Source organism: Enterococcus sp. DIV0806c, assembly GCF_051710905.1.
GTDB lineage: Bacteria > Bacillota > Bacilli > Lactobacillales > Enterococcaceae > Enterococcus_B > Enterococcus_B mundtii.
On the sequence record NZ_JBIOLO010000002.1, the window covers coordinates 1 to 22,441 of the forward strand.

Annotated in this window: 20 protein-coding genes and 3 pseudogenes; 6 read left to right on the top strand and 17 right to left on the bottom strand. The window is 35.2% G+C overall.

From position 1 onward, the window contains the following. Positions 1 to 46: 46 nt before the first annotated feature. The 7 genes from IGK77_RS14820 to IGK77_RS14850 all read right to left on the bottom strand — a co-directional run bounded on the left by IGK77_RS14820 (position 47) and on the right by IGK77_RS14850 (position 7,076). Positions 47 to 361, bottom strand: coding sequence for an LPXTG cell wall anchor domain-containing protein (locus IGK77_RS14820; protein ID WP_438713234.1), 315 nt, complete (start codon positions 359 to 361; stop codon positions 47 to 49). 1,236 nt (positions 362 to 1,597) lie between these two features. Further along, the gene (locus IGK77_RS14825; protein ID WP_077151558.1) at positions 1,598 to 2,956 is read right to left on the bottom strand and encodes a HAMP domain-containing sensor histidine kinase; all 1,359 of its coding nucleotides are present in this window, start codon (positions 2,954 to 2,956) and stop codon (positions 1,598 to 1,600) included. Beyond that, positions 2,953 to 3,609, bottom strand: coding sequence for a response regulator transcription factor (locus IGK77_RS14830; protein WP_065095712.1), 657 nt, complete (start codon positions 3,607 to 3,609; stop codon positions 2,953 to 2,955). The genes IGK77_RS14825 and IGK77_RS14830 overlap by 4 nt, the downstream gene beginning before the upstream one ends. A 12-nt stretch (positions 3,610 to 3,621) precedes the next feature. Then, the gene (locus IGK77_RS14835; RefSeq protein ID WP_438712942.1) at positions 3,622 to 4,854 is read right to left on the bottom strand and encodes an ABC transporter permease; all 1,233 of its coding nucleotides are present in this window, start codon (positions 4,852 to 4,854) and stop codon (positions 3,622 to 3,624) included. Positions 4,855 to 4,860: 6 nt separating this feature from the next. Beyond that, positions 4,861 to 5,544 (bottom strand): ABC transporter ATP-binding protein, encoded by a 684-nt coding sequence (locus IGK77_RS14840; protein ID WP_438713235.1) that lies wholly within the window; start codon positions 5,542 to 5,544, stop codon positions 4,861 to 4,863. Further along, positions 5,531 to 6,784, bottom strand: a complete 1,254-nt coding sequence (locus IGK77_RS14845; protein ID WP_438713236.1) for an efflux RND transporter periplasmic adaptor subunit — start codon at positions 6,782 to 6,784, stop codon at positions 5,531 to 5,533. Before IGK77_RS14845 ends, IGK77_RS14840 begins: the two co-directional genes overlap by 14 nt. A gap of 61 nt (positions 6,785 to 6,845) precedes the next feature. Then, the gene (locus IGK77_RS14850; RefSeq protein WP_086334354.1) at positions 6,846 to 7,076 is read right to left on the bottom strand and encodes a hypothetical protein; all 231 of its coding nucleotides are present in this window, start codon (positions 7,074 to 7,076) and stop codon (positions 6,846 to 6,848) included. 278 nt (positions 7,077 to 7,354) lie between these two features. On the opposite strand from IGK77_RS14850, the pseudogene IGK77_RS14855 reads away from it, so the two are divergent. The 5 genes and pseudogenes from IGK77_RS14855 (at position 7,355) to IGK77_RS14875 (ending at position 13,104) form a co-directional block, all read left to right on the top strand. Next, positions 7,355 to 8,493, top strand: a pseudogene (locus tag IGK77_RS14855) (transposase). 181 nt (positions 8,494 to 8,674) lie between these two features. Then, entirely contained in the window at positions 8,675 to 9,955 is a 1,281-nt protein-coding gene (locus tag IGK77_RS14860; protein WP_438713237.1) for a sensor histidine kinase, read from the top strand. A 13-nt stretch (positions 9,956 to 9,968) separates the two neighbouring features. After that, a complete protein-coding gene (locus tag IGK77_RS14865) occupies positions 9,969 to 10,697 on the top strand; it encodes a LytR/AlgR family response regulator transcription factor (protein ID WP_438713238.1) in 729 nt (242 codons plus the stop codon). A gap of 531 nt (positions 10,698 to 11,228) precedes the next feature. Beyond that, on the top strand, positions 11,229 to 11,387 hold the full coding sequence (locus tag IGK77_RS14870) for a transposase (RefSeq protein WP_438713393.1): 159 nt from the start codon (positions 11,229 to 11,231) through the stop codon (positions 11,385 to 11,387). 358 nt (positions 11,388 to 11,745) lie between these two features. Next, positions 11,746 to 13,104: pseudogene (locus IGK77_RS14875) on the top strand (IS3 family transposase). A 464-nt stretch (positions 13,105 to 13,568) separates the two neighbouring features. Here IGK77_RS14875 and IGK77_RS14880 read toward each other — a convergent pair. The 6 genes and pseudogenes from IGK77_RS14880 to IGK77_RS14905 form a co-directional block, all read right to left on the bottom strand. Continuing rightward, a complete protein-coding gene (locus IGK77_RS14880) occupies positions 13,569 to 13,793 on the bottom strand; it encodes a hypothetical protein (RefSeq protein ID WP_438713239.1) in 225 nt (74 codons plus the stop codon). Between the two features lie 147 nt (positions 13,794 to 13,940). Further along, positions 13,941 to 14,072, bottom strand: a pseudogene (locus IGK77_RS14885) (C39 family peptidase); the annotation flags it as partial. Positions 14,073 to 14,224: 152 nt separating this feature from the next. Further along, on the bottom strand, positions 14,225 to 14,938 hold the full coding sequence (locus IGK77_RS14890; protein WP_438713240.1) for a DeoR/GlpR family DNA-binding transcription regulator: 714 nt from the start codon (positions 14,936 to 14,938) through the stop codon (positions 14,225 to 14,227). A gap of 162 nt (positions 14,939 to 15,100) precedes the next feature. After that, entirely contained in the window at positions 15,101 to 15,964 is an 864-nt protein-coding gene (locus IGK77_RS14895) for a ketose-bisphosphate aldolase (RefSeq protein ID WP_438713241.1), read from the bottom strand. A gap of 89 nt (positions 15,965 to 16,053) precedes the next feature. Further along, positions 16,054 to 17,460, bottom strand: a complete 1,407-nt coding sequence (locus tag IGK77_RS14900; protein ID WP_195514464.1) for a PTS fructose transporter subunit IIC — start codon at positions 17,458 to 17,460, stop codon at positions 16,054 to 16,056. 16 nt (positions 17,461 to 17,476) lie between these two features. Then, positions 17,477 to 17,929 (bottom strand): PTS sugar transporter subunit IIA, encoded by a 453-nt coding sequence (locus IGK77_RS14905; RefSeq protein ID WP_438713242.1) that lies wholly within the window; start codon positions 17,927 to 17,929, stop codon positions 17,477 to 17,479. Between the two features lie 589 nt (positions 17,930 to 18,518). Between IGK77_RS14905 and IGK77_RS14910 the strand changes: the two genes are divergently transcribed. Further along, positions 18,519 to 19,154 (top strand): recombinase family protein, encoded by a 636-nt coding sequence (locus IGK77_RS14910; protein WP_438713243.1) that lies wholly within the window; start codon positions 18,519 to 18,521, stop codon positions 19,152 to 19,154. 68 nt (positions 19,155 to 19,222) lie between these two features. Here IGK77_RS14910 and IGK77_RS14915 read toward each other — a convergent pair whose 3' ends face one another. From IGK77_RS14915 to IGK77_RS14930, 4 genes are all read right to left on the bottom strand, one after another. Then, on the bottom strand, positions 19,223 to 19,573 hold the full coding sequence (locus tag IGK77_RS14915) for a DUF7006 family protein (protein ID WP_142432914.1): 351 nt from the start codon (positions 19,571 to 19,573) through the stop codon (positions 19,223 to 19,225). A 19-nt stretch (positions 19,574 to 19,592) separates the two neighbouring features. Beyond that, the gene (locus IGK77_RS14920) at positions 19,593 to 21,071 is read right to left on the bottom strand and encodes a helix-turn-helix domain-containing protein (RefSeq protein WP_438713244.1); all 1,479 of its coding nucleotides are present in this window, start codon (positions 21,069 to 21,071) and stop codon (positions 19,593 to 19,595) included. 49 nt (positions 21,072 to 21,120) lie between these two features. Beyond that, on the bottom strand, positions 21,121 to 21,264 hold the full coding sequence (locus IGK77_RS14925) for a hypothetical protein (protein ID WP_438713245.1): 144 nt from the start codon (positions 21,262 to 21,264) through the stop codon (positions 21,121 to 21,123). A 66-nt stretch (positions 21,265 to 21,330) separates the two neighbouring features. Beyond that, entirely contained in the window at positions 21,331 to 22,404 is a 1,074-nt protein-coding gene (locus IGK77_RS14930; RefSeq protein ID WP_438713246.1) for a helix-turn-helix domain-containing protein, read from the bottom strand. Between the last annotated feature and the right edge of the window lie 37 nt (positions 22,405 to 22,441).

Sequence of the window (22,441 nt, forward strand, 5' to 3'; positions counted from 1 at the left end):
GGCTACAGTTGCTAAACGGATAAATTTCATACTTAAATTCCTACTTTCATTTAATTGTTTTTTGTGTTGCTTTTCTTCTTTTGTACCCTAAAACTAATAAAACACTTGCCACTAAGAAACTGCCAACCCATAGCCCGAGTGGGCTACTGATCGTATTGGTTTGCGGCAAAGTGCCACCTGGCTTTTGTGGGCTGGTGCTAGGGGGTGGATCTGGTGAACCGATTGGTTCATAGGCCCCAGTAAATCCAATCGATCCTTCTGACTCGACGGATTGGATCTCTGTACCGTAAACCAATAGCGGAAACTGCATCGCTATTATTAGGACACAAAGTGCAATCATCTGACCAACCGTTTTTCGCATCTTCCCTCCTCCTTTAATGTTTCTCTCAAAACTCTTCGTTTTTAAGGAAACTACAAAAAAGACATCTGATCGCATCAGATGTCTTGAAAAAGTGATTAGATTAGACTTTCTATCCCAAGTGATAAATAACAAATAATCATTCTTAAAAACGAAGGTTTTTGATAAAAACGATTAAACAAATAAGGCTCAACTTGTGGCCTTCCTTGCATCTTCTAGATTACAAGATTCTCACCGAAATAAATAATCAAAATTTTCACTTCGACATGCAAATTTAGAAAAACGGACATTAAAAAAAAAGAGTAGTTAACAGGAATTCCACTACATAAAGTAACCTTTTCAAATTCCCCAAATAATCTAAATTCTCTTTCAGGTATTTTATTAGGATACTTTTTCTTCATTGGTGTTAGTATTAAATCTTCGACAGCTTTTCGTAGAGATAAAATTAAATTAAGCTTATCTACAAGAGGATAAAAAACGGCTTGAAACCAACAACATAAGGCATTCCTATAGTCGAAAGGAAACGCCTAATGATAATGCAGGAATCGAATCCATAGCTCAATTTACTATTTAACTCCACAGAAGTTTGAAAATTTCGAAATAGAGAAATTGTCTCAGTAGTCTCTACTAATTATATGTCCAAGATATTGACTCAAATCCACAAGTCAATATATCTGAATATTTAAAAAACTCATTTTCTATGTAAAGGGTGTAATAAAACTTCACTTTCTTAAGTAAGTATAAAAAAATCAAGAATGTTTTCAGATGACTTATAATAATAATGCACTGGATACGACGAACAATAAAATTAAGGTTATTAAAAAAGGGGATACTAGCTACAGAAATTTTCGAGTCCGCATTTACTTGTTTCAGGGCGTAGTTTTCCAAGATCAATCCAAAATAAAAAATAATCAATCGAAGCGTATTTCTACTTCGATTGATTCTCGATGAAATTCTTTCAATCTATCACAACCTGATTGCACAACTGCTACTTACCAGGGACTAAATTTTCTACAAGAGTTTCTAGTACGTTGTGAGTTTTTTGATCATTTTGTTCTTACTATTTAGTGGTATGGTATAGTGTGGTTTTGTACATTCCAGTTGAGTGTGTAAAAATAAAAAATAAAAGTCCCTGGCAAATAGCAGTTGTGCAATTTGGCTATTAGCTTCGCTACCATCACAAAAATATCCAATAAATCTTGTGGCGACAGACCGTTTATCCTTTAGCGATACCATCGATCAATTTAGGCTTCTTCCACTAAAAATGACAGAAAAGCACATTCTGGAATTAGCAGTTGACTTGAATGAATACTCCCAGCCATATTTTTCAAAAAGTTGTTGTACGATAAACAATCCTAAACCAGAACCTCCAGTATCTCGACTTCTGCTAAAATCCGGTCGATAAAAAGGTTGGAAAATCTTACTTAATTCCTCCTCCGTAAGTATCTGATTCACTTCATTTTCAATCACTAATTGTTTACCATCAAAAAACAGACTGATTTCTCCCTCATGCTTCGTATATTTGAAGGCATTACTTAGTAGGTTATCTAAAATTTTATCAATATCATTTTTATTACCGATGATTTTCTCCCCTTTTAGATTAACGACTAGTTTTTTCTGTTCTGCTTCAGCAAGTATCCGGAAAGAAGTCAATTTATGTTCGATCATTTCTTTGATTGAGACTTCTTCATAGACCACATCATCTGAAGGCAAATTGTTTCTTGAGGCAAAGAGGATATTATTGATCATTTCTGTTTGTTCTTGCAAAATATTTTTACAAACTTCTAAATATCGCTCTCTGTCTTTAAATTTTCCGACATTATAGATCATGCCATCAATCAGCCCCATCAATGAAGCAACAGGTGTTTTCAATTCATGAGAAGCGATTTGCATAAACTCTGACTTTGCTTGTTCCAATTCTTTCGTTTTAGCTACTTCAAGCTCTAACACTTCAATTGTTTGGATCAAAGAAACATATAGATGGTTGATATCTTGCGCTAAAAGTGAGATTTCATCCGTACCTTTGACATCACAACGAATATCCGCATCTAATTCGATCATTTTTTCTGTTACTTTGGATATCTCTTTGATTTTTTTTGTCGAATAAATACTATAGTAGTAAGCGCCGATCCCCCCAATGATTAGTGAGACGATGATGATAAATGGATATAAATGAAGTAACACTTGACTTGCTTCTGCGACTGGTTGCATCGAGTATATGCCAAATAAATAATAAGTGTTACCTTGTTTGTCAGTAATCTCTTGAAAAATTCTCTTTTCATCAGATAAAAGACTGATGCCTGAATAGTCAAGATTCCCGTCAAAGAAAGGACCAAGAACTAGGCCATTATTATCCAACAGCATGATATCAAGATTTTGTTCTCTTTCAAGCCAGTATTGATCAACAGCGTTTTGCATTGTAGCTAAATCTTTGTGCTCTATACTCTTTGCCACTTGATTGAATTCCTTGTTTATTTCGTTCAGCTTCATTCGTTCATAGTAGACTGGCATCGTAAAATATAAGACAATCAACGAAAGAATCGAAACTAGAAAAATGATGATCCCAGAAAACAGAAAATTTTTCAGCATGATACTCATGGGGTGTCCTCAAGCTGATAGCCTCTATTTTTGATCGTTTTTATTGATAAAAGTGGCATTTTCTTTCGGATATTTTTTATATGATTATCTAATATTCGATTTTCCAAATGATATTCATACGACCAAACTTGATACACTAATTGTTCTCGCGTGATGATTTTCCCTTTGTTTCTTATTAGAATCACTAAAATATCATACTCTTTTCTTGTTAAATGGATTTCTTCCTCTTGGTATTTGACAAGACCACCATCGAGATCAATGGCGTACTCCCCGATAGTGATGTGGGGATTTCCTTGATTCATCCGAAACACATTTTCGATCCGTTTGATCAAAATAAGTGGGGAAAAAGGTTTGACGACATAGTCACTGATCAAATGGGAAAAACTGAGCAACTGCGTATATTCATCATCCAAGGCAGTCAGCATGATGATCGGCACATCCGACGTTTCCCGAATTTTCTTTAAAACATCCGTCCCCCTTATCCCAGGCAACATAATGTCCAATAGGATCAAGTCAAATGTTTCTTCAGCAAAAGCTTCCAATGCTTGTTCGCCACTTCTTACCGAATAAACTTCATACTTGCGTTCTTTTAAAAATTCCGTCACGATCTGATTGATCATATATTCATCTTCAACAACTAAAATTCTTTCCATATCACTCTCTCCTTATTCAAAGCGTAATGCCTCGATAGGGTTTAATTTCGATGCTTTCATCGCCGGTAATAGACCAAATATCACACCCATCAGGGAACAAAATACTAAGCTACCGACAATGGAAATCACGGATACGATATAAGGATAATCCAGTGATAGCGTAATGGCATAGCCACTTAACAAACCAACAAGCACACCTAGTACCCCACCAATCAAAGTCAGGACGACCGCTTCTACTAAAAATTGTTTTAAAATTACTTTTCTTCTTGCGCCTAGTGCTTTCTTTATTCCGATTTCTTTCGTTCTTTCCGTGACAGAGACCAACATGATATTCATCACACCGATTCCACCCACTAATAACGAGATACTTGCTATACCAGACAAAAGAATAAAACTTGACTGGTTCATTCGTTCCAATTCTCTGGCAAATTCTTTCAAATTCATCACCCCATACTCATAATCAGATGGTGGGATCTGTTGATTGAGGATCTCTGCAGCTTTTTCTGCAGCGCCTTGTAATTGATCGGTATTATTTGTTTGGATCGTGACAAGGGGAACAATATCCAACTCATCAGATAGTTTATGCGCTTGCTGTAAAGGAACATAAGCTCTTTTCTCAAAGCTAAATAGATTACTACTATTGGGATCTAACTGAAATACACCTTGAACTTTAAATGGCACCCCATTCACTTCGACAAACTGTCCGATCCCTTCTTCATTTGGAAATAATTCGTCATACAAGGAATCTTCCAGAAAAATTGCTTGTTGTTGCTCTTTGAATGCTTGGGCAGTAAATCCTTCCCCTTTGATGAAGTTTAACTGCTCCAAATCGGCTACAGAAGAAGTGACAGCAGAAACTTTGGCGTCGGTCCCTTTGGCTTTCCTGTAGATTTTCCCTTCCTTTTGATAAGACAAACCACTTGCTAAGACCTCTGGTATCTCATTGACTTTCTTTAGGACATCCTCGTCTAAGAATGGAAAATATAACGGTTTTTTCTCTTCCTTTCCAGATAAGATTCCATCTGACATAGTGTTCTGTTGGAAAGCACTTTTTCTGTCATATTGGATATTCATCGTATTATTGTTACCACCAATCATTTCTCGTTTCATTTTTTCGGTGTTTCCGCCGATGATGCTGAAAATCGAAATAATGGCAGCAATTCCAATGATGACACCTAGCATAGTCAATACCGAACGCATCTTATGAGCAAAAATCGATTGTAAGGCAAATCTGATTTCTTCCATTCTCGATCACCTCACTTCATTTTGTTCGTCGCTGATTATTTGACCATCTCGTAAAGTGATCGTTCGCTGACATAACGCTGCGATTTCTGGCTCATGGGTAATTAGAATAATTGTTTTTCCTGCTTGGTGGAATTCCTTAAAGAGATCCATGATTTGACTACTGGTTTTTGTATCAAGTGCCCCTGTCGGTTCATCACCTAAAACAAAACTAGGGTTAGTCACTAAAGCTCTCGCAATTGCGACACGTTGCTTTTGTCCTCCTGATAATTCCATTGGTTTAAAGTCACTTCGATCCTCTAATCCTACGAGTTGCAACATATCCAAGGCACGCTTACGCCGCTCTTTTTTATTGACTTTTTTATACGTTAATGGCATTTCCACATTTTGCGAAACGGTTAATTTTGGCATGAGATTGAAATTCTGGAAAACAAAGCCGATTTTTGCATTACGAAAATCAGCTAATGAATTGTCCGCTAACGTTTTGATATCCGTTCCTTCAACGATATAATCCCCTGATGTAGCTGTATCCAGACAACCAATGATATTCATCAACGTCGACTTTCCTGACCCCGATGGCCCCATGATTGCGACCAGTTCTCCTTCATTGATTTGCAAAGAGATATCTTTAAGGACTTTTAGTTCTTTCCCGCCTTGCCAATATGACTTCTGAATGTTGTTAAGCGTCAACACTTGCACCAACCTCCATTCCCTCGACCATTCCTGTTTGAGGCAAAGCAAGCTGATCTTCAACAGTCAATCCTTCGACTATTTCTGCAAGTTCATCATCCATAGGATTTACCTTTACTTCATGCTCTTTGATCCGATTATTTTCTACTTTCCATACATAATATTTTCCATCTTTTTCCATGAGGTATTTTTGGTTGATGATCACTTTTCCTGGCACAAAATCTTTCGGTAAAACATTGACATACACATTGGAACCAATCAGTGGCATTTCTTCTTTTGGATCGATCTTAACTTTATAAGGAAACTTAGATAAATTAGGATTCTCTTCTTTTTGATCCTCTTGTTTTTCATCTCCAGTTAAGTTTGCCACCTGTACAATATTTCCTTGCCAAGTTTTCTCTGGGTCTTTACGATCCATGATTTCTACTCGCTGATCGACAGCGACTTTTTCACGATCAAATTCAGTGACTTGACCATCCACATACAAGTTCGAATCATCAAGGATCTCCATAAAATTATCTTCTTTTTGACGTTCTTTTGATTGATTGACTAAGTCACGATTCAACGATTGGATTCTTCCTGAGTGATCAGCTGTCACTGTGTCTTCATTTAGTCGTTCTTTTTCACTTTCGTGAAGTAATTGGGCTTTTCGCAATTCTGTTTCGGCATTCTTCACTTCATTGTCGCCAGCAATAGCGTCTGCATGTAGACCTGTGATTTCTCCTTCTAATGCTTTGATCGTACTTTGTAACTCTTCGGATTTTTCCTTCGCATAATCTTGTCTTGCTTTTCCAAGCTCTGCTACTTTTTGGTTATGTGCTGTCCATTTTTGATTTGCAGTCACTCGTGCTTGTTCTACTGCTCTCACTTTGATTTCTACGTCCATTTCAGCTTCCACAACTTTTCTCTGTTGATCCGTTTGGTATGTAAACAAAGGTTGCCCTTTTTCTACGACATCTCCTTCATTTACCAGAATATCTTTCACTGTTCCTCGTTCTGGATCAATTTTGATTTTGTTGCTATTGTTTGGCATGACTTTTCCTGCTAAAATCAAATTCGCCGCTTTCACCTCATCAATAAGGGATTTGACAGACCGGGCTTCAATATTTGTTTCTGAATTTTCTTCTTTTGTTTTCCCACTAGAAGCAACTATACTGATTGCACCAACCACTAGTAAAACGGTGATGACTGCTACTGGAAAATACCATTTTCGGTTGAATTTTTTTCTTTTTTTAGGCTTCATGTACCTACTCCTTCATTAAGATCAGTCATTAAAAAAGCGCTTATATAATTCTATCCAAAGCTCATTCCTCTTCTTTTTCCGATACTTCTTCATCAAACATTTGAACAACCGTTCCATCATCCATAACTAGTTCCGTTCCTTCTTTTCCATCAATAGTCACTTTTCTTTCACTTTTCACCTTTGGCATCTCTGCTTCATCCCCATCTTTGGTCTCTGAGCTGCATGCTGCTAAAAGACCGACAGAACATACTAATACCAGATAACCTTTATACTTTGTTCCTTTTTTCATCATGAAAAACCATCCTCTTCTATTTGTTTTAGTTATGTTTCCCTTGTTATGTTTACTATCATACATAACAGACCTATTCTCTTTCTAAAGCTAATCTGTTTTTTGTGTAATTTTTTTGGTAATTTTTTTTGAACAAAAAGATAGCGCTTAAATTTCACAAAAAAAAATCCGAGTGATCGTTCAGAATGTAGACAAATTCTTAAATGTGGAGTCTTCTTTGCCGTTTTTTTGTTTTATACTAATAGCATAAACTTGGGAGTGATTCTAATGATGATAAAACAATTGATGCCCTTGTTCCTAAAGATCACATAGTTCGAAAGATTGATGCTGCAGTTCAGTTTGATTTCATTTATCCCATTGTAGAATCCCCGTATTCGACCTATAGTCGTCCCAGTATTGATCCAGTGGTCTTAATTAAATTAGTATTTATCCAATATTTATTTGGGATCCCTTCGATGAGACAGACAATTAAAGACACAGAAACAAATGTTGCTTATCGTTGGTTTTTAGGTTATTCATTCGAGGATTCTATCCCACATTTCTCTACTTTTGGTAAAAACTATGTTCGAAGATTTAGAGAAACGACTTTATTTGAAGATATTTTCTCTCATATACTAGAACAAGCTGTAAAAGCTGGTTTCATTAGGATGACCACCTCTATAATGATTCTGCTCATATAAAAGCGAATGACAATAAACATAAGTTCACGAAAGAAATGACCTACGGTCAAGTCGCAATGGATCTCGTTAAAAAGTCGAAAAGAGCTTTTCCAAATATAAAACGTGTTGTCGCTGATGCAGGATATAAGATGCCCAAATTTGTTCATTTTCTTTCACGCTTGAAACTCTACCCGATTCTTCCATATACTGCACCTCATGGAGTGAAAGGGATGTTTCGTAAAAAAGACTTCGTCTATGATACCTATTTTGACTGCAATTTATGCCCCAATAATCAACCATTGTTATTTTCAACTATCACTCGTGATGGTTATCGAACCTATAAATCAAATCCAAAATCCTGTATGAGTTGCTCGTTACGTGAAAATTGTACTTCGAGTGCAAATTATCAAAAAATTGTAACTCGACATGTTTGGGCTGACCTTATGGATGAACTTGAACACCACCGCCATACGGCGTTAAATAGAGAAATTTACAAAAAGAGAAAACAAACCATTGAACGAATATTTGCAGATCCAAAAGAATAGCATGGTATGCGTTGGACGAAATTTCGAGGTCTTGAAAAAGTAGCCAAGCACACGATATATACGTTTGCTGCCATGTATTTTAAAAATTAGCCACATGGCTTTTTATTTAAATTTTATCCAAAAATAACAAAAAGGTGTGGCTTAATTGGCCACTTCTTTTTGTCTAAAATCTGTGTCACTCAAAAACAATTAATTAATTTTCTCAGATTTCATTAAAAAATAATGTATAGAAAATCACCAATATTTACAAGTAATCGCTATAAATTATAAACATTTAAATTTTTTAGTCTTTAATAAAAATATGTGATATGTTTATCAAATTTTTTAGGTGACAAATAATAAAAAAAATTATTGCTTTATGCTATAATTTTAGAAAACTCATTAGGAGATGTATTTTATGTTTTTATGGCCTATAGCCTTACAATATTTCATATATACAATTTGTATATTACTCATCAATCATCAAATAATACATAAATCTCTTTTTTTAAGCGTTACTTGCATAAATGCTGTTTTTTTAAGCTTTTTGTACCCAATATTTGGTATTTTTTCTTCACTAATAGCAATTTGTATGTTAGTTATGACGTTTTACTTTTTTTCTTCATCAAATCGACTATTATTGTATGCTTTAACTTTGGGATTGTTATCTTCCTTACTGGGAGATCATCTTGCAAGGATAGGAGACCTTATAGTACTTGGATCTTCAGTGATCGAACCCGGAGATGCCTCGCAGTACTCTCATATTGCAATTTCTGCTCTTTTGTCTTTTATCCTTGCTTATAGTTTTAGAAAAGCCCTTGATAATTGGTCTTATGCAGTTGATTACCAAATGATCGGTACAATCGGTGTATTTATTCTTTCGACTTATTATATTATTATCTTATTTACTCGCTTTTCGGGAGGAAATCCGGAAGTTCTTGCATTAAATACTACTTTTTTTATTCTATATTTATGTATAGGTTTAATTATTTTGATTTATTATTGGAAAATTTCAAATACAAAAATGGAAGAACAACTATTGGAACAACATATCCAGTTACAGCAAGATTATATAAGAGATATTGAGAAAAATTATCAAGAACTTAGGGAATTCAAACACGACTATCAGAATCTATTATTTTCGATGAATAGTTATATTTCTGAAGGCGATTTGGAAGGGCTGAAGAAATATTATGACCAAAATATAATGCCCACACGTGAGATCATGAATCTTTCACCTGCAAATCTCAGTTTATTAGATAACATAAATGTTCCGGAAATTAGAAGTTTATTATCATTGAAAATGATGATGGCAATAGAAAAGGGTATCTCTTTACAGACTAGCATACCTGAAGAGGTCAAACTTGATACCAAGCATACTGTCAATTTGGTCCGTATACTTGGTATCATTCTAGATAACGCAATAGAAGGGGCTTATGTAACGGAAAATAAAAAAATAGAATTGTTAATTTTTAAAAAGAAAAATTCGCTAATTATTCGAGTAGTTAATACAACTATCAATACACTACCACTTAGCCAATTAAAACAAAAGGGTTTTTCTACGAAGAGCAATCCTAAAAATGAAGGATTGGGACTACATATCCTGGATGATTTAGCAAAAACGAACCCTTATCTGTTGATTGAAACTTCAATTGAAAATCAGCGTTTTTCTCAAACTCTTTATATACAAACACATTAAAAGGAGCTTTTTAATGATTCCAATATATATATGTGAAGATGATCCGAAACAACTAGAAGTCATAAGTTCTGTAATCAAGAATCGTATCATGATAGAAAATTTAGACTGCTACATTCATTTTGCTACGCCTAATTCCCTAGACTTGCTCAAAATTGTTCAAGCTCGTACGTCCTCTTTTGGTATTTATTTTTTAGATATAGAATTGAAAGACAGTAAGTTGAATGGGATTGAACTCGGCAAAAAAATTCGTGATCTTGATCCTTCAGGTAAAATAATTTATGTTACTTCCCATACAGATCTTTCGTTGGCTATCTTGAAAAATAATATTGAACCCACTGATTATATTATTAAAGAAGATGTTTTACATTTAAAAGATTCTATCGAACGTATCTTGAGTAAGCTATTTGAAGATCTTCAAATAGCTCCTTTAGAAAAAGAGCTATTTAAAATCGAATTCAATGATGAAATAAAATTTTTATCTGTTAAAGATATCCAATACTTTTCTACTTGTCCGGAAGCCCCACATAAACTAGTGGTCCATCTTTCTAACGCACAGCTGCAGTTCTACGATAAAATAAAAGAAATTGAAAAGAGAAACCACCACTTTGTTCGTTGCCACAAATCATATGTGATAAATACACAGAAAATAAGAACAATCAATAAAAAGACACGGGAAGTAACTTTAGTGAACGGTGAAAATATTCCCGTGTCCATTCGTGGCTTAAAGAAACTACTTACTTGAAAAATAAATAAAATGAAGGTTTATAAATGAACAAGATTCTATAATATCTAGTGTTGGTGGAAAACAATTTTGTTTTCGACTCAGCCTACTTTATTGGTAAAAAAGGAGAGACAAATTGATAGAATTAAGGCGACCAAAATAAACTCCCCAAGACAGGATATCTCCATGAACTATCATACTAAAAATTACTCGGTTTAACAGACAAAAATATTATTTTTCCAAAGAGTTGGGCGCAACTTTCTCGACTGAACCTTCTTTAGTCGATAGGAACAGTTCGCTTTCTGTCGGCTTGAATTGAAAAATTATGGCAGATTTAGCAACCAACTCAAGCAGAAAAGACATTACCATTCGATACCTCGTATTGAATGTAACGATTTTATGAAGCATGAAAGCAACTGTGAAGAACGTTAAAGTACGTTTCGACTACTTACCTTCCGTTCTTTGCTTTGATGAATTTAAGGCATTGAAATCCTGTGTTGGTGAAGTGAGTTTTATCTTCATGGATGGTCAAAAATCAAATTCTTGGTCTTCTTGAAAGCCGTAAAGTCGCTTATCTACGTACCTATTTCTCTTGCTACCCCCGTCAATATCCAATATATCATCATGGATACGAACGCCCCTTATTTTGAATTAGCGAAAAGTATTATTCCCCATGTTCAAATTGTTACGGATCGTTTTCATATTATCTAACATATCTAGCGGGCATTGAATCATTTACGGATTCAAATCATGAATACTTATCGCAAGAAAGATCGCCTGAAGTATGACGATTCAAACGTTACTGAGAGTTATTAAGTTATTTCTAAACGATTCTTATCTATTAGATAAGCTCACACTACCGCTATGATTTTTTCTTTAAGCGACCGATGACTGAAAAATCATCGTCAATGAACTACTGAGCTATGATTCTAAATTGAAGCTGACTTATAACACTTGCCCACTCCTACTCTATACACTATAAATAAAAGCTCTATAATTTATGGGACTGATGAATGTACCGACCCCAAAAAGTTAGAACAAAATCTAATTTCTGAGAGTCGGTATTTTTATGGCAAAATATAGCTTTGGATTCAAGTTTGGCAATCGTTCAAGAATATCTTAAAGGAAAAGCCGGATTAGGATATTTGGCAAGAAAACATGAGGTAAAATCAAAAAATCAGGTACACGGATGGATCAATGTTTATCGGAAATTTGGAGAAGAAGGGCTTTTGCACAAGCGAAAAAGCAAAGTTATTCTGTTCAATTCAAGATAGATGCGATAGAGTTATATCAAACGAGTGAGCTATCCTATCGTAAAGTGGCGAATCATTTAGGGATAAACCAACCTGCGTTAGTTTTCAATTGGATGAAAATTTTTCGTTCAGAGGGATTGGGTGGGCTCTTAAAAATGAAAGGATGTTCCTCCAATTTGTCTAAGAAAGAAGAAAAGCAAGAGATAAGCAAACTGACGTCTAAAGAACATAGTCGGATCAAGGAATTGGAAAAACAAGTGCGTTCCCTTCAGATTGAAAATGCCTTTTTAAAAGAATTCAGGAAGCTCAATAAAATCGAACGAATCAATCGAACGAATCATCGATAGCCTCCGTGGATTATTCAAGTTAGTTGAGCTTCTTGAAACCTTGAAATTTCCTAAATTAACCTTTATGTATTGGCAAAAACGATTTGATCGAGGAAATCCAGATCAAGAAATCGAAGAGGAAATGCTTAAAATATAAAGATTATGGCTGTTTACGTATGACAAAGGAATTGGGGAACCGAGGATTCCATATTAATAAGAAAAAAGTACAACGTTTGATTCGAAAGCTGGTATTGAAGTTCTATCATTTACGAGAAAATCTCGCCGCTATAATTCTTATCGTGGAAAAATCGAATTCATCGACGCTTTTATACAAGCATTTGTCATCAAAAGATTACAACAGATACGACAGAATTATAATATTTTGAAACGGACAAATACGGTGCTATTCGTGAAAAAAAACTGTATCTTGATCCATTTTTGGATATGTACAACAATGAAAATGTTTCTTAACGCATTTCTGAGAAACTAAATGCGTTGGCTATCATGGAAGCTTTAGAGGAAGCTATCTATGTAACGGAAGATTGTGTCTATCGTCGAACCTATCAAGGATAGGCCTACCAAATGAAAAGTTATAGTCATAAGTTGAAAGAACATAAGATCTTTCAACTTATGTCCCGTAAAGGAACCTGCTTAGATAATTCGATTATGGAGAACTTCTTTAGTCTATTAAAGCAGAAAATTTATTATGGAAGAGACTATCATAGCTTTGAAGAATTGAAGCAAGCCATTGATGGCTATATTCATTACTACAACCATGAGCGTATGAAAGAGAAACTAAGCTGTCAGAGTCCAGTGCAATTTAGAGAAATAGCATTGAAAGCTGTCTAAAATCATTAAGAAAAGCAAAGAAAAATGGAGTGGATTTCTCCACACCAAAAAAGTTTAAATTTTGGGATCACTACATTCATCATTCCCATAAATTATAGAGCTGAAAATAGTTAGACAACTATCTGACTATGATAAACCTATTTATTTTTTTCGTTTGGCAGTCGAAATTCTTGGTCAATAAATTGATAAAAATTACCAAAATTTTACAATGATATTGTTTTGTTTGTATATTGAGTTGAATAGCTCACCGCGATACAGCCGTTCTTGGTTTTAATCCATATAATTAACGCCCACAGAAAGTATAGCCTACTTGTTTTTCTTGCATTCACTTTCTTCCTCCCTAAAATGATTTCTATCCTTAGCAGGTATAACTCTTCGTTCAACCAATGATGATTTTTAATGGGTGACACCCTGACCTTAGAATGCTCATAGGGACATAGAATTGGCATTATTACTTTGGCGCTCTATGTTGATTCTTCCATTAGCTTCGACGTAATCTTTACAGCTCCAATTAAAACTAAATATTGAGCGCCATCTTTACTTTTTTTTAGTTCAACATAATGTACTTTGTCTGATAGTGGTCCAAAAAGATCTATTGATACAACCTTTTCTGACAGAGTTGTGTGTACTTGTATCTCCTCATGACTATAATTTTTAACTAGCATATCTGGTCCTTTTTTTCTGAACAAGCTAACATCTCCCAGTAATTTTATTTTTATTAATTATAAGCCATCTTACAAGTTATAGGACAAATCAATCATAAAAGACGTTTTTAAACACATAATCGTTACGATAATTATTTATATAAATTATTCTTATACTTTTAGAATAGGTTACTATCTAACTACAACTGCATATTTTCGTGCGTTGTAAATATTCTCAAATATTGTTAGATTCATCCAATAAGAACCACTAATCGAATCAGATACATTTACCTGATTACTTCCTTTGTTGTATCCATCAAGTGTTCTTGATTTTACTACCAATATTTTTTCCAATACTTATATTTGAAGTTTCATCTGAGATAATATGTTCATGAAACACGTATATGGATACACAATGAAAAATAAACTACATCCATTTTATAATGTCGCGATGAACGTAGTCTATTCCAATCAACTCATAAATTCTCAATAACTATATATATATCATCTGGTAACAAACTCTTATAAAAATAAACTTTATTTTTTTTTGATTGTAATACCATTAATATTATTTTGTCTGTACACTCCTTTAAGCATTGTTTTAAAATTGCTTCTCCTTCAGAAATTTCGCTTGCTCCTTTATCTTCATCAAATCCCCTACAAGACAATAATGCAAGATCAAATTGATAGATGTTTAACTGGTTTATTGCTGTAACTGAATTTACTGTAAATTTTTTTTTAGTTACCATTCCTCCAATAACGGTCACTTCAACATTTGTATTTTCGGAGAGAAGTGTTGCTGTTAAAACGCTATTTGTTACTACCCGTAGACCATGAAATCTGTTTAGATAAGGAATTAGGTGGAGTGCTGTACTAGAACTATCAATGAAAATAGTCATATAATCTTCTATATATGTTATGGTTTTTTCAGCAATCGATCGCTTTTCTTCATCGTTTACATAATTTTCCACTTTTGTAAGATAGGCAGCGTCAACTTTTTCAGCATCAATTAATATTGCTCCCCCTCTGGTACGTCTGATTTGTTCCTCGTTCTCTAGTTCAATTAAATCTCTTTTGACAGTAGCACTACTATAATGTACAAATTCAACCAATTCCCCTAAAGAAGCAAATTTGTTTTTGTTCAGATAAACCATGATTTTCTTTTTTCGATCATCTTTTGCTGTTGCCATGACAAAACTCCTTTTGAAAAAAAGCGACAATAAATAAAGAAAAACAATAATCTATTAATATACAACTATTCTTCAATATGACCAACGATCACCGTTATTAAAAACAATCTCTCAATGATAGTTAGTGTAACGAATTACTGTCACAATTCATTTTTTTCATTATCACTGGTAGAAGCTCGCTTTGTCAACCGTTTTCAATAAAGTCAGTTTATGACGAACAACAGATTTTACATCTTCGATGGGCTGGATATAGACTTCATTTGGCTCATACATATCCGGATATTCTTTTAGCACTTTTCTTAATGAATTAAAGAAAACTGATTTCAAGTCTGAACTTAAATTCACTTTACAAACTCCGTGATTTATAGATTCATGGACTTCATCATCAGGATTTCCAGATCCACCATGTAACACAAATGGAATATCAATCCGTTTGTTCAATTCTTTTAATAACTCAATATTTAATTTTGGCGTAACATCCTTCGGATATAACCCGTGTGCTGTACCGATCGCAATCGCTAGTGTGTCTATTCCGGTAGTATTCACAAAATCTGCTGCTTGATCAACATCTGTATAAATGATTTGAGAAGTACCGCCTTCAGCGGAACCGTTATTTCCTATTGTTCCAATTTCCGCTTCAACACTTACTCCAACTTCGTGTGCTAACTCAACAACCTTCTGGGTGATTTTTTTATTATCTTCATAATCTTCTAATGAGGCATCGATCATAACAGAAGTATAACCGTTACGAATGGCACGCATGACATCATAAAGTGTCCCACCATGGTCAAGATGGATGACTACTGGTACACTACTTCTTATTGCATATTCTTGAATAGTTGCGATAAAATTATCACCTAGATAACTAATTTCATTTGGGTGAATTTCTAAAATCACAGGCGCATTTTGCTCTTCAGCTTCTTCCATAATTGCTTTTAACATATCAAAACTGCAAATATTAAATGCTGGAATAGCAAATTTATTTTTCTTAGCTACTGCAAGCAAATCTTTCATTGTATATAACATATTATTTCCCTCTTTCCATTTAATTTTTTATCTTTAAAGAGTCCTTGCAACAATAATAATCTATTGCAAGGACACTTCCCCCACAATTTTTATAGTAGATCTGTCTCACTTGTTGTTGATATCCCATTTTCTTCAGATACCGGTTTTTTTAAAAATCCTAACATCATTGCTGTGACGAGCATCCCACATCCTATTGCCACAACATACATTAACGGTTTATTTAATACATTAGGTATTGGAAGAATCCATATACCTCCATGTGGAGCCAGAGAAGTAACACCCGCTCCCATTGATATTGCTGCAGCTGTTGCAGATCCTGCCATCAAGCTAGGTATTACACGAATTGGATCAGCTACTGCAAAAGGAATAGCTCCTTCAGTAATATAGGATAAGCCAAGAACCCAACAAGACTGAGCGGAAGTACGCTCTTCTTGTGTAAATTTACGTTTAAACAAAAGAGAAGCTAGTGCGATTCCAAGCGGTGGTGTCATCCCAGCTGCCATACAAGCTGCAATTGGGGCATTTACACCAGCTGACATAAGCCCGATACTAAAAGTAGAAATAGCTTTATTTATTGGCCCGCCCATATCACTTGCCATCATAACTCCTATTAACAAACCAAATAACACGCCACTAGTAGAACCTAACCCATTTAACCAACTAGTTAGGCCATCAAGAATCAGGGAAATGGGTTTATCAATTAAATAAAACATTGCAAAACCAGTCAATGCTACTGATACTAAGGGCACCACAATCAGTTGATATAATGACGCGAAGGATTTAATAATCGTTACCTTATTCGCTAAAAAATGAGTTGCATATCCAGCCAGTAACCCTCCAATCATTCCCCCTAAAAACCCAGACCCACCACTTGCAGCCATTGTACCTGCTACCAAACCTGCGGCAAAACCTGGTCGACCAGCAATGGAGGTAGCAATACCTGCGGATAATGCTGGAACCATTAATGCAAATGCTGTTCCACCTCCAACTATACTTAATACTTCTGCAAACTGATTATAAGTAGGGTCGGTAGGATCTGCTGCATTGATTCCAAATGCAAAACTAAAGGCAATTAATATCCCTCCAGCAATCACTAAAGGTAACATGTAGTTAACACCATTCATAAAATGATTATATATACCAGATTTTTTTTCTGAACTATTTGGCTTAGAGAATTTTTGCGAAATAACTTTAACATCTTCTCCATCCAATGCTTCTTGAATAACTTTTTTTGGTTCTCTAATTGCTCTAGCTGTCGACACTTGTTTTACTTTCTTCCCTATAAAACGATTAGTACCAACTTTCTTATCCACTGCTAAGATAACAACATCAGCCTCTTCGATTTCATCTGCGGTCAATATATTTTCAATCTTTACACCTTGTGTTTCGATTTTAACAAAATGCCCCATTTCCTTAGCCGTCTTTTCCAATTTTTCCGCAGCCATATACGTATGTGCAATTCCTGTGGGGCAAGCAGAAATACCTACAATTTTCATAATATTCCCTCTTCTCCTAGTAGTTTGTTTTTATAATATCTATAATATCTTTTGGGGTTACTGCTTCTTTTAATTTATTTCGAAACTCCTTATGCATGAGGAGTCTTGCTAAACTGCTTAAAATCATTAAATGTTCATCCGAACCTTTAGTTGGAGCCGCAATCAAAAACGAATATTCGACTGTTGATCCATCCATAGCTTTGTAATCCGAAATAGGTCCAGATTTGATAAAAGCTATCGCTGGTCTTGTGACCGCTTGACTTTTGGCATGTGGAATTCCAAAACTGTCTTCAATCCCTGTGGAAGTTTGGTTTTCCCTAATAAATAAATCCTTTTTATACTTTTTGATATTTTCTACGATCCCGACAGAATTAAATAATTTTGCTGCTTGATCAAATAATTCTTCTTTAGTATTAATTCGTTCATCAAATAAAATTAACCTGGGATCAATCATCTCTTTAATTTCCATTATTGAACACCTCATTTTTTGAAATCGTTTTCTATTTCTTGGTTCAACAATACCATCATGATCTTTACAGTTCAATAGAACGAGCCATTTAATACATTTTCCTAAATAATAAAGTTTTTAGATCATTTTTTTGAACCATATAGATCAAAAACCATATACATTAAATATTTTTAACCATGTAAAATAAAAAAGATTCTATTCGTGTTTTATACACTCATAGAACCTTTTTTATTTGATCGGCACATATATTTAAAGTGAAATTTATAGCGATTTACCAAATAATCTAATTTCTCCTGCAGGTATTTTATTAGGATAATTTTCTTCATTTGTCTCATATACTCAGAATCGCATCCTCATCTTTGACTGGTTTTAGTCGCAGTCATCAATCAGAACATTGTCTTGTAGATCATATTCCTCTCCTTTGATACACGATATAGTTTACAAATAAAAATAATATATCGTGTATTGAGCTAAGCAATGTTAATTTTAAGTGTACCCTAAATAGACACTACCCGATCATTGAAAAATCTAGTTTTCTAATGTATGATTAGGGTGTGTTTTAAATAGTTTGAGAAAGTAGGTAAAAAAATTGAAAGTTGCTTATATTCGAGTATCATCGATTGATCAAAATGAACAACGACAAATTACAGAAATGAAAAAGTTTGGTGCAGAAAAAATTTTCATTGAGAAACAATCTGGAGCAACAATTACTCATCGACCGATTTTCCAGGAAGCTTTAGGTTTTGTCCGAGAACAAGATATTTTTATTGTCGAAGCCATCGATCGATTAGGAAGAAATTATGACGAGATTATTGAATCAGTCAATTATTTAAAAAAGAAGAATGTACAGCTAATCATCACTAGTTTACCGATCATGGCTGAAGCAATCGGAAATCCTCTCCTGGATAAATTTATCAAAGACCTAATCATTCAGATCTTGGCCATGATTGCCGAACAGGAACGTAAAGAATCCAAACGACGCCAGGCACAAGGGATAAAGATCGCAAAAGCGAATGGTGTTTACAAAGGACGTCCTAAGTTATATAGCGCAGATACAAAAGATCCCCAACGTCGCCTTGTTTATAAAAGCATCGTTGAGGATCTTGAGAATGGCGTTGCTATTTCTAAGATTGCAAAAGACTACAATATTACTAGACAAACAGTTTATAGAATTAAAAATGAAATAAACAATAAGAATACCTATATAAAGACAAATAATCATTAACCATTATAAAAACTCTTACTAAAGTAAGAGCCTAAACATTTAAGTTATTCCCATCAGCCATCAATCCATCATACCACATTGAAAATCATGGAATGTTTCGGGTCCATACTGCGATTGTACCCACATAGTTCTTTAAAGTAGGTGGAGTATTCACTTTCAACGATTCGAAGGATTTCCACATCTGAACAGTGATCAAAGTCGATCAGATCTACTACTAGACTCATCTTGGCATCGATTCCTAAGATCTCCGGCAATAGTTCCCAAAAATTCTCCTGACAGATCTGACTTACTAAGGTTTCCAATCGTTGGATCTGGGTGTTTAAATAGACCTTTAGGTCTTCACTTGCTCGTTTTTCTGCCTCTTCAAAGGTACTTTGAAAGCCCTCCAGATACGCTTCTTTTGTAAAAAATGTAGGCATTGTTTTTTCCTTCCTTCTTTTAAAATGTTTCATGATCGATCAGTGGATTCAACTGATGCTTGACTCTTGCCCAATCTTGCGCCGTAGGGATACTGCCCATAAGAACATAATCCGTGTCAAGAGAGTAATCCAAAAGGTACGGTCGATAGTTCGTTACAATCAAATCAACGTGTGCATCATTTAAATGTTCCGGCGTCAATTCCTGAAGCGGCATAAACAACAGCTTATGATATTCCCCTAATAGTACACGTGCCTGCATTCGAATGGATTGAACCATTAAGTAGTCACCTTCTAATAAAAATAAAACTTTTTTGACCGGTTGGTAATAGTGGAACAATAAGTTCATATATGCCGTAAAACTCACCACGATATCTTCAAAATATTGGCCAGAAAAACTGAGTACTCGGGCATGTTTTAAGAGAAATTGTTTATGGGCTTCATAAATCTGTTTATCGCTTTTCTTTACCATCCAATGGATTTCTTCTAGCTCTTTGTTCAACACTGGACTCACTGCTTCATTCATCAAGCGCGAAAGGAAAAAAGAGGTCATAAACGGTTCTAAAGTATCCGTATCCCATTGTTCAAAGAAAGGATCAGAAAGATAATCTGACACGATGAACTGAAGATCCTTCCAGCGGTTGAATCGTTGGTTAAAAGTTTGTTCTTGGTCCACACGATGGATCGTCCGTTTGGAAATAATCGATAAATGGATCCAAGCGAATTCTTCCTTTGATAGATAGATCTCGTATTTATCTTTGATCCTTTCTTGTAAAGAATAAAGCAACTGAAAATCTTTTTCCTGATAAATGCTTACTTTTACCCATTCAGGTAAGGACACAAAATGGTTTTGATGAACTCGGACCATTGCGATATAAAGCTGGTAATAAAAGGCTGAAATCGTTATTCCCGTACCCAACTCATACTTCCCCAATTTGCCAGACAGTTCGTTCAAGACCAACGTATGTAAGTCTTCTGGCGGACGGATTGTATACGGAGTTTGTTCACTGCTATAATAAAAATCAAAAAAGAACTTTCGGATATTGGCTTCTTCCCCTAAAAAATTGACTGGGTTAAAAGCCAACGTTAACTCATACTCAGCTAATACCGGTCGGATTCTTAATAAAAACCTTCGTAAAGTACTCTCTGCATAACTGTGCTGGTGAGCCAAGTCAGCCACTGTAAAATCTTTTCCCCAAAAAACATTTCCCACGATTTCAAATAACACTTCGTTTTCCAACAGTTGTTCTTTTTTCTCTTGGTAGTCCCTACGATTTCGTTCTTCAAAATAATACCCACTATAATTCGAACGTAATTCGATGCTTGTGCCAAAATGGTTTTTGAATGTTTGAATATCTTTTATCAAGGTACGATGTGAAATAGCCAGTCGTTCACTCAGCTCTCCAATCGTAAAACGCCGTTCTTGTTCCATCACACTTAACACCTGCATCCATCGCTTGACCTCTGCGCTTGTAATAAACGCCATCTGAAACTCACGCAATTTTTTTCCCCCTCACTTTTTCAAATATTTCCCTCTTATGCTCGGTAACTCATCTTGACTCAGAAAATGCAGAGAGCACTTCATCGATTTTCTCCTTGCTAGGTACATAGGGAAGTTCAATCGTTTCACGAGCGTTTCTAGCTTGTGGTTGATTCACGATTTGTACATGACGTACTAGTCCAAGTGGATTCATTTGGTCAGCTTCCACCACCTGTAGCCCAGATTTTTTTAAAATCGTTTCAACTTCCTGTTTGATCCATCATGTCAAAGCACGTGGTCCTACTAGCTGATAGGAAACATAAATCGTCTGGCTATATTTTTTCTTCTCAGCTAAAAAACGTTTCATGAGTACTTCTAGAGGAGACGGTTTCTCACTGTTTACATACGGCACTTGTTCTGGTGCTTCAAGTGTAGGTAGCTGGAAAAAGGCCTCCATTAAAAAAAGGAGTGTTTCGAAAAAACCATAAGTCAGACCTTCGGTCTCATGCATCGGTAACTCATACTCACTCGCAGGTGAAAATGTGCGGGTAAATGCCTGTTGTGTCAAAGGGTTCAAAAATTGACTCTCATCTAACGAGAGAAGAAACAACGCAGCTTTTTCTGGTCCTGGCAGAACCACACTCACCTGTTGATCCAAAGCCTGGATTAGAGTTGTTTGGGCTTGTTTATGTGCCACTTGTTCTTGTAAGCAATGTCCTTGGTCGACTCGTTGCTTAGCTAGTTTCAGCCATTGATTAAACAAGGTTTGATCTAGGTGCCAAGGTCCGTCTTGAATCGTCACTTTCTCCTGATGTTGGTCCTGAATATGCTCTGAAAGAAACTGGGGATACAATGGTAAAGTGAAATAAAAATCATAAAGGAATTGGCGAATCCCCGCTTCTTCTCCCCATAATTGATTGGTTTTAGATTCAATTTTTATCCCATAATAGGTCGTTAATAACGTTTGAAGCTGCCGTTTCATCCGTTGAAATCTTGCACTCGACACATCAAGATACGCCATCCACTGTTGATTGTCTAAACACTTTCCCGCAGCCAACTGATCCACAAAAAGAAAAAGTTTCTCTTCATTTAGTAACGCTTGTTTCTTCTCATAATACTCTTTAGGATTCAGAAAGGAAAAGTGATAGCCCTTCTCATCGCCGATCAAATGGATCCGCTCACCAAAATAGTCCTTGATCGCCTTTATATCCTCAATAATCGTCCGTCGCCCAAACCCAGTCTGTTTAGCTAAGGTTTGTGCGGTAACATGTTCCTCTTCTTCTAACGTCGCCAATAAGAGCAGCCAACGTTTAGTCTTATCTGCCATGACTAAATGATCAAATAAAATGTGCATATTTTTTTCTGTTCTTTCTATGAAGAAAAAGAAAAGA

Bases quoted from the DNA above. Each gene is read 5' to 3' on its own strand.
- IGK77_RS14820 (WP_438713234.1), bottom strand. From the start codon at position 361: ATGCGAAAAACGGTTGGTCAGATGATTGCACTTTGTGTCCTAATAATA.
- IGK77_RS14825 (WP_077151558.1), bottom strand. From the start codon at position 2,956: ATGAGTATCATGCTGAAAAATTTTCTGTTTTCTGGGATCATCATTTTT.
- IGK77_RS14830 (WP_065095712.1), bottom strand. From the start codon at position 3,609: ATGGAAAGAATTTTAGTTGTTGAAGATGAATATATGATCAATCAGATC.
- IGK77_RS14835 (WP_438712942.1), bottom strand. From the start codon at position 4,854: ATGGAAGAAATCAGATTTGCCTTACAATCGATTTTTGCTCATAAGATG.
- IGK77_RS14845 (WP_438713236.1), bottom strand. From the start codon at position 6,784: ATGAAGCCTAAAAAAAGAAAAAAATTCAACCGAAAATGGTATTTTCCA.
- IGK77_RS14850 (WP_086334354.1), bottom strand. From the start codon at position 7,076: ATGATGAAAAAAGGAACAAAGTATAAAGGTTATCTGGTATTAGTATGT.
- IGK77_RS14860 (WP_438713237.1), top strand. From the start codon at position 8,675: ATGTTTTTATGGCCTATAGCCTTACAATATTTCATATATACAATTTGT.
- IGK77_RS14865 (WP_438713238.1), top strand. From the start codon at position 9,969: ATGATTCCAATATATATATGTGAAGATGATCCGAAACAACTAGAAGTC.
- IGK77_RS14890 (WP_438713240.1), bottom strand. From the start codon at position 14,938: ATGGCAACAGCAAAAGATGATCGAAAAAAGAAAATCATGGTTTATCTG.
- IGK77_RS14895 (WP_438713241.1), bottom strand. From the start codon at position 15,964: ATGTTATATACAATGAAAGATTTGCTTGCAGTAGCTAAGAAAAATAAA.
- IGK77_RS14900 (WP_195514464.1), bottom strand. From the start codon at position 17,460: ATGAAAATTGTAGGTATTTCTGCTTGCCCCACAGGAATTGCACATACG.
- IGK77_RS14905 (WP_438713242.1), bottom strand. From the start codon at position 17,929: ATGGAAATTAAAGAGATGATTGATCCCAGGTTAATTTTATTTGATGAA.
- IGK77_RS14915 (WP_142432914.1), bottom strand. From the start codon at position 19,573: ATGCCTACATTTTTTACAAAAGAAGCGTATCTGGAGGGCTTTCAAAGT.
- IGK77_RS14925 (WP_438713245.1), bottom strand. From the start codon at position 21,264: ATGAATCCACTTGGACTAGTACGTCATGTACAAATCGTGAATCAACCA.
- IGK77_RS14930 (WP_438713246.1), bottom strand. From the start codon at position 22,404: ATGCACATTTTATTTGATCATTTAGTCATGGCAGATAAGACTAAACGT.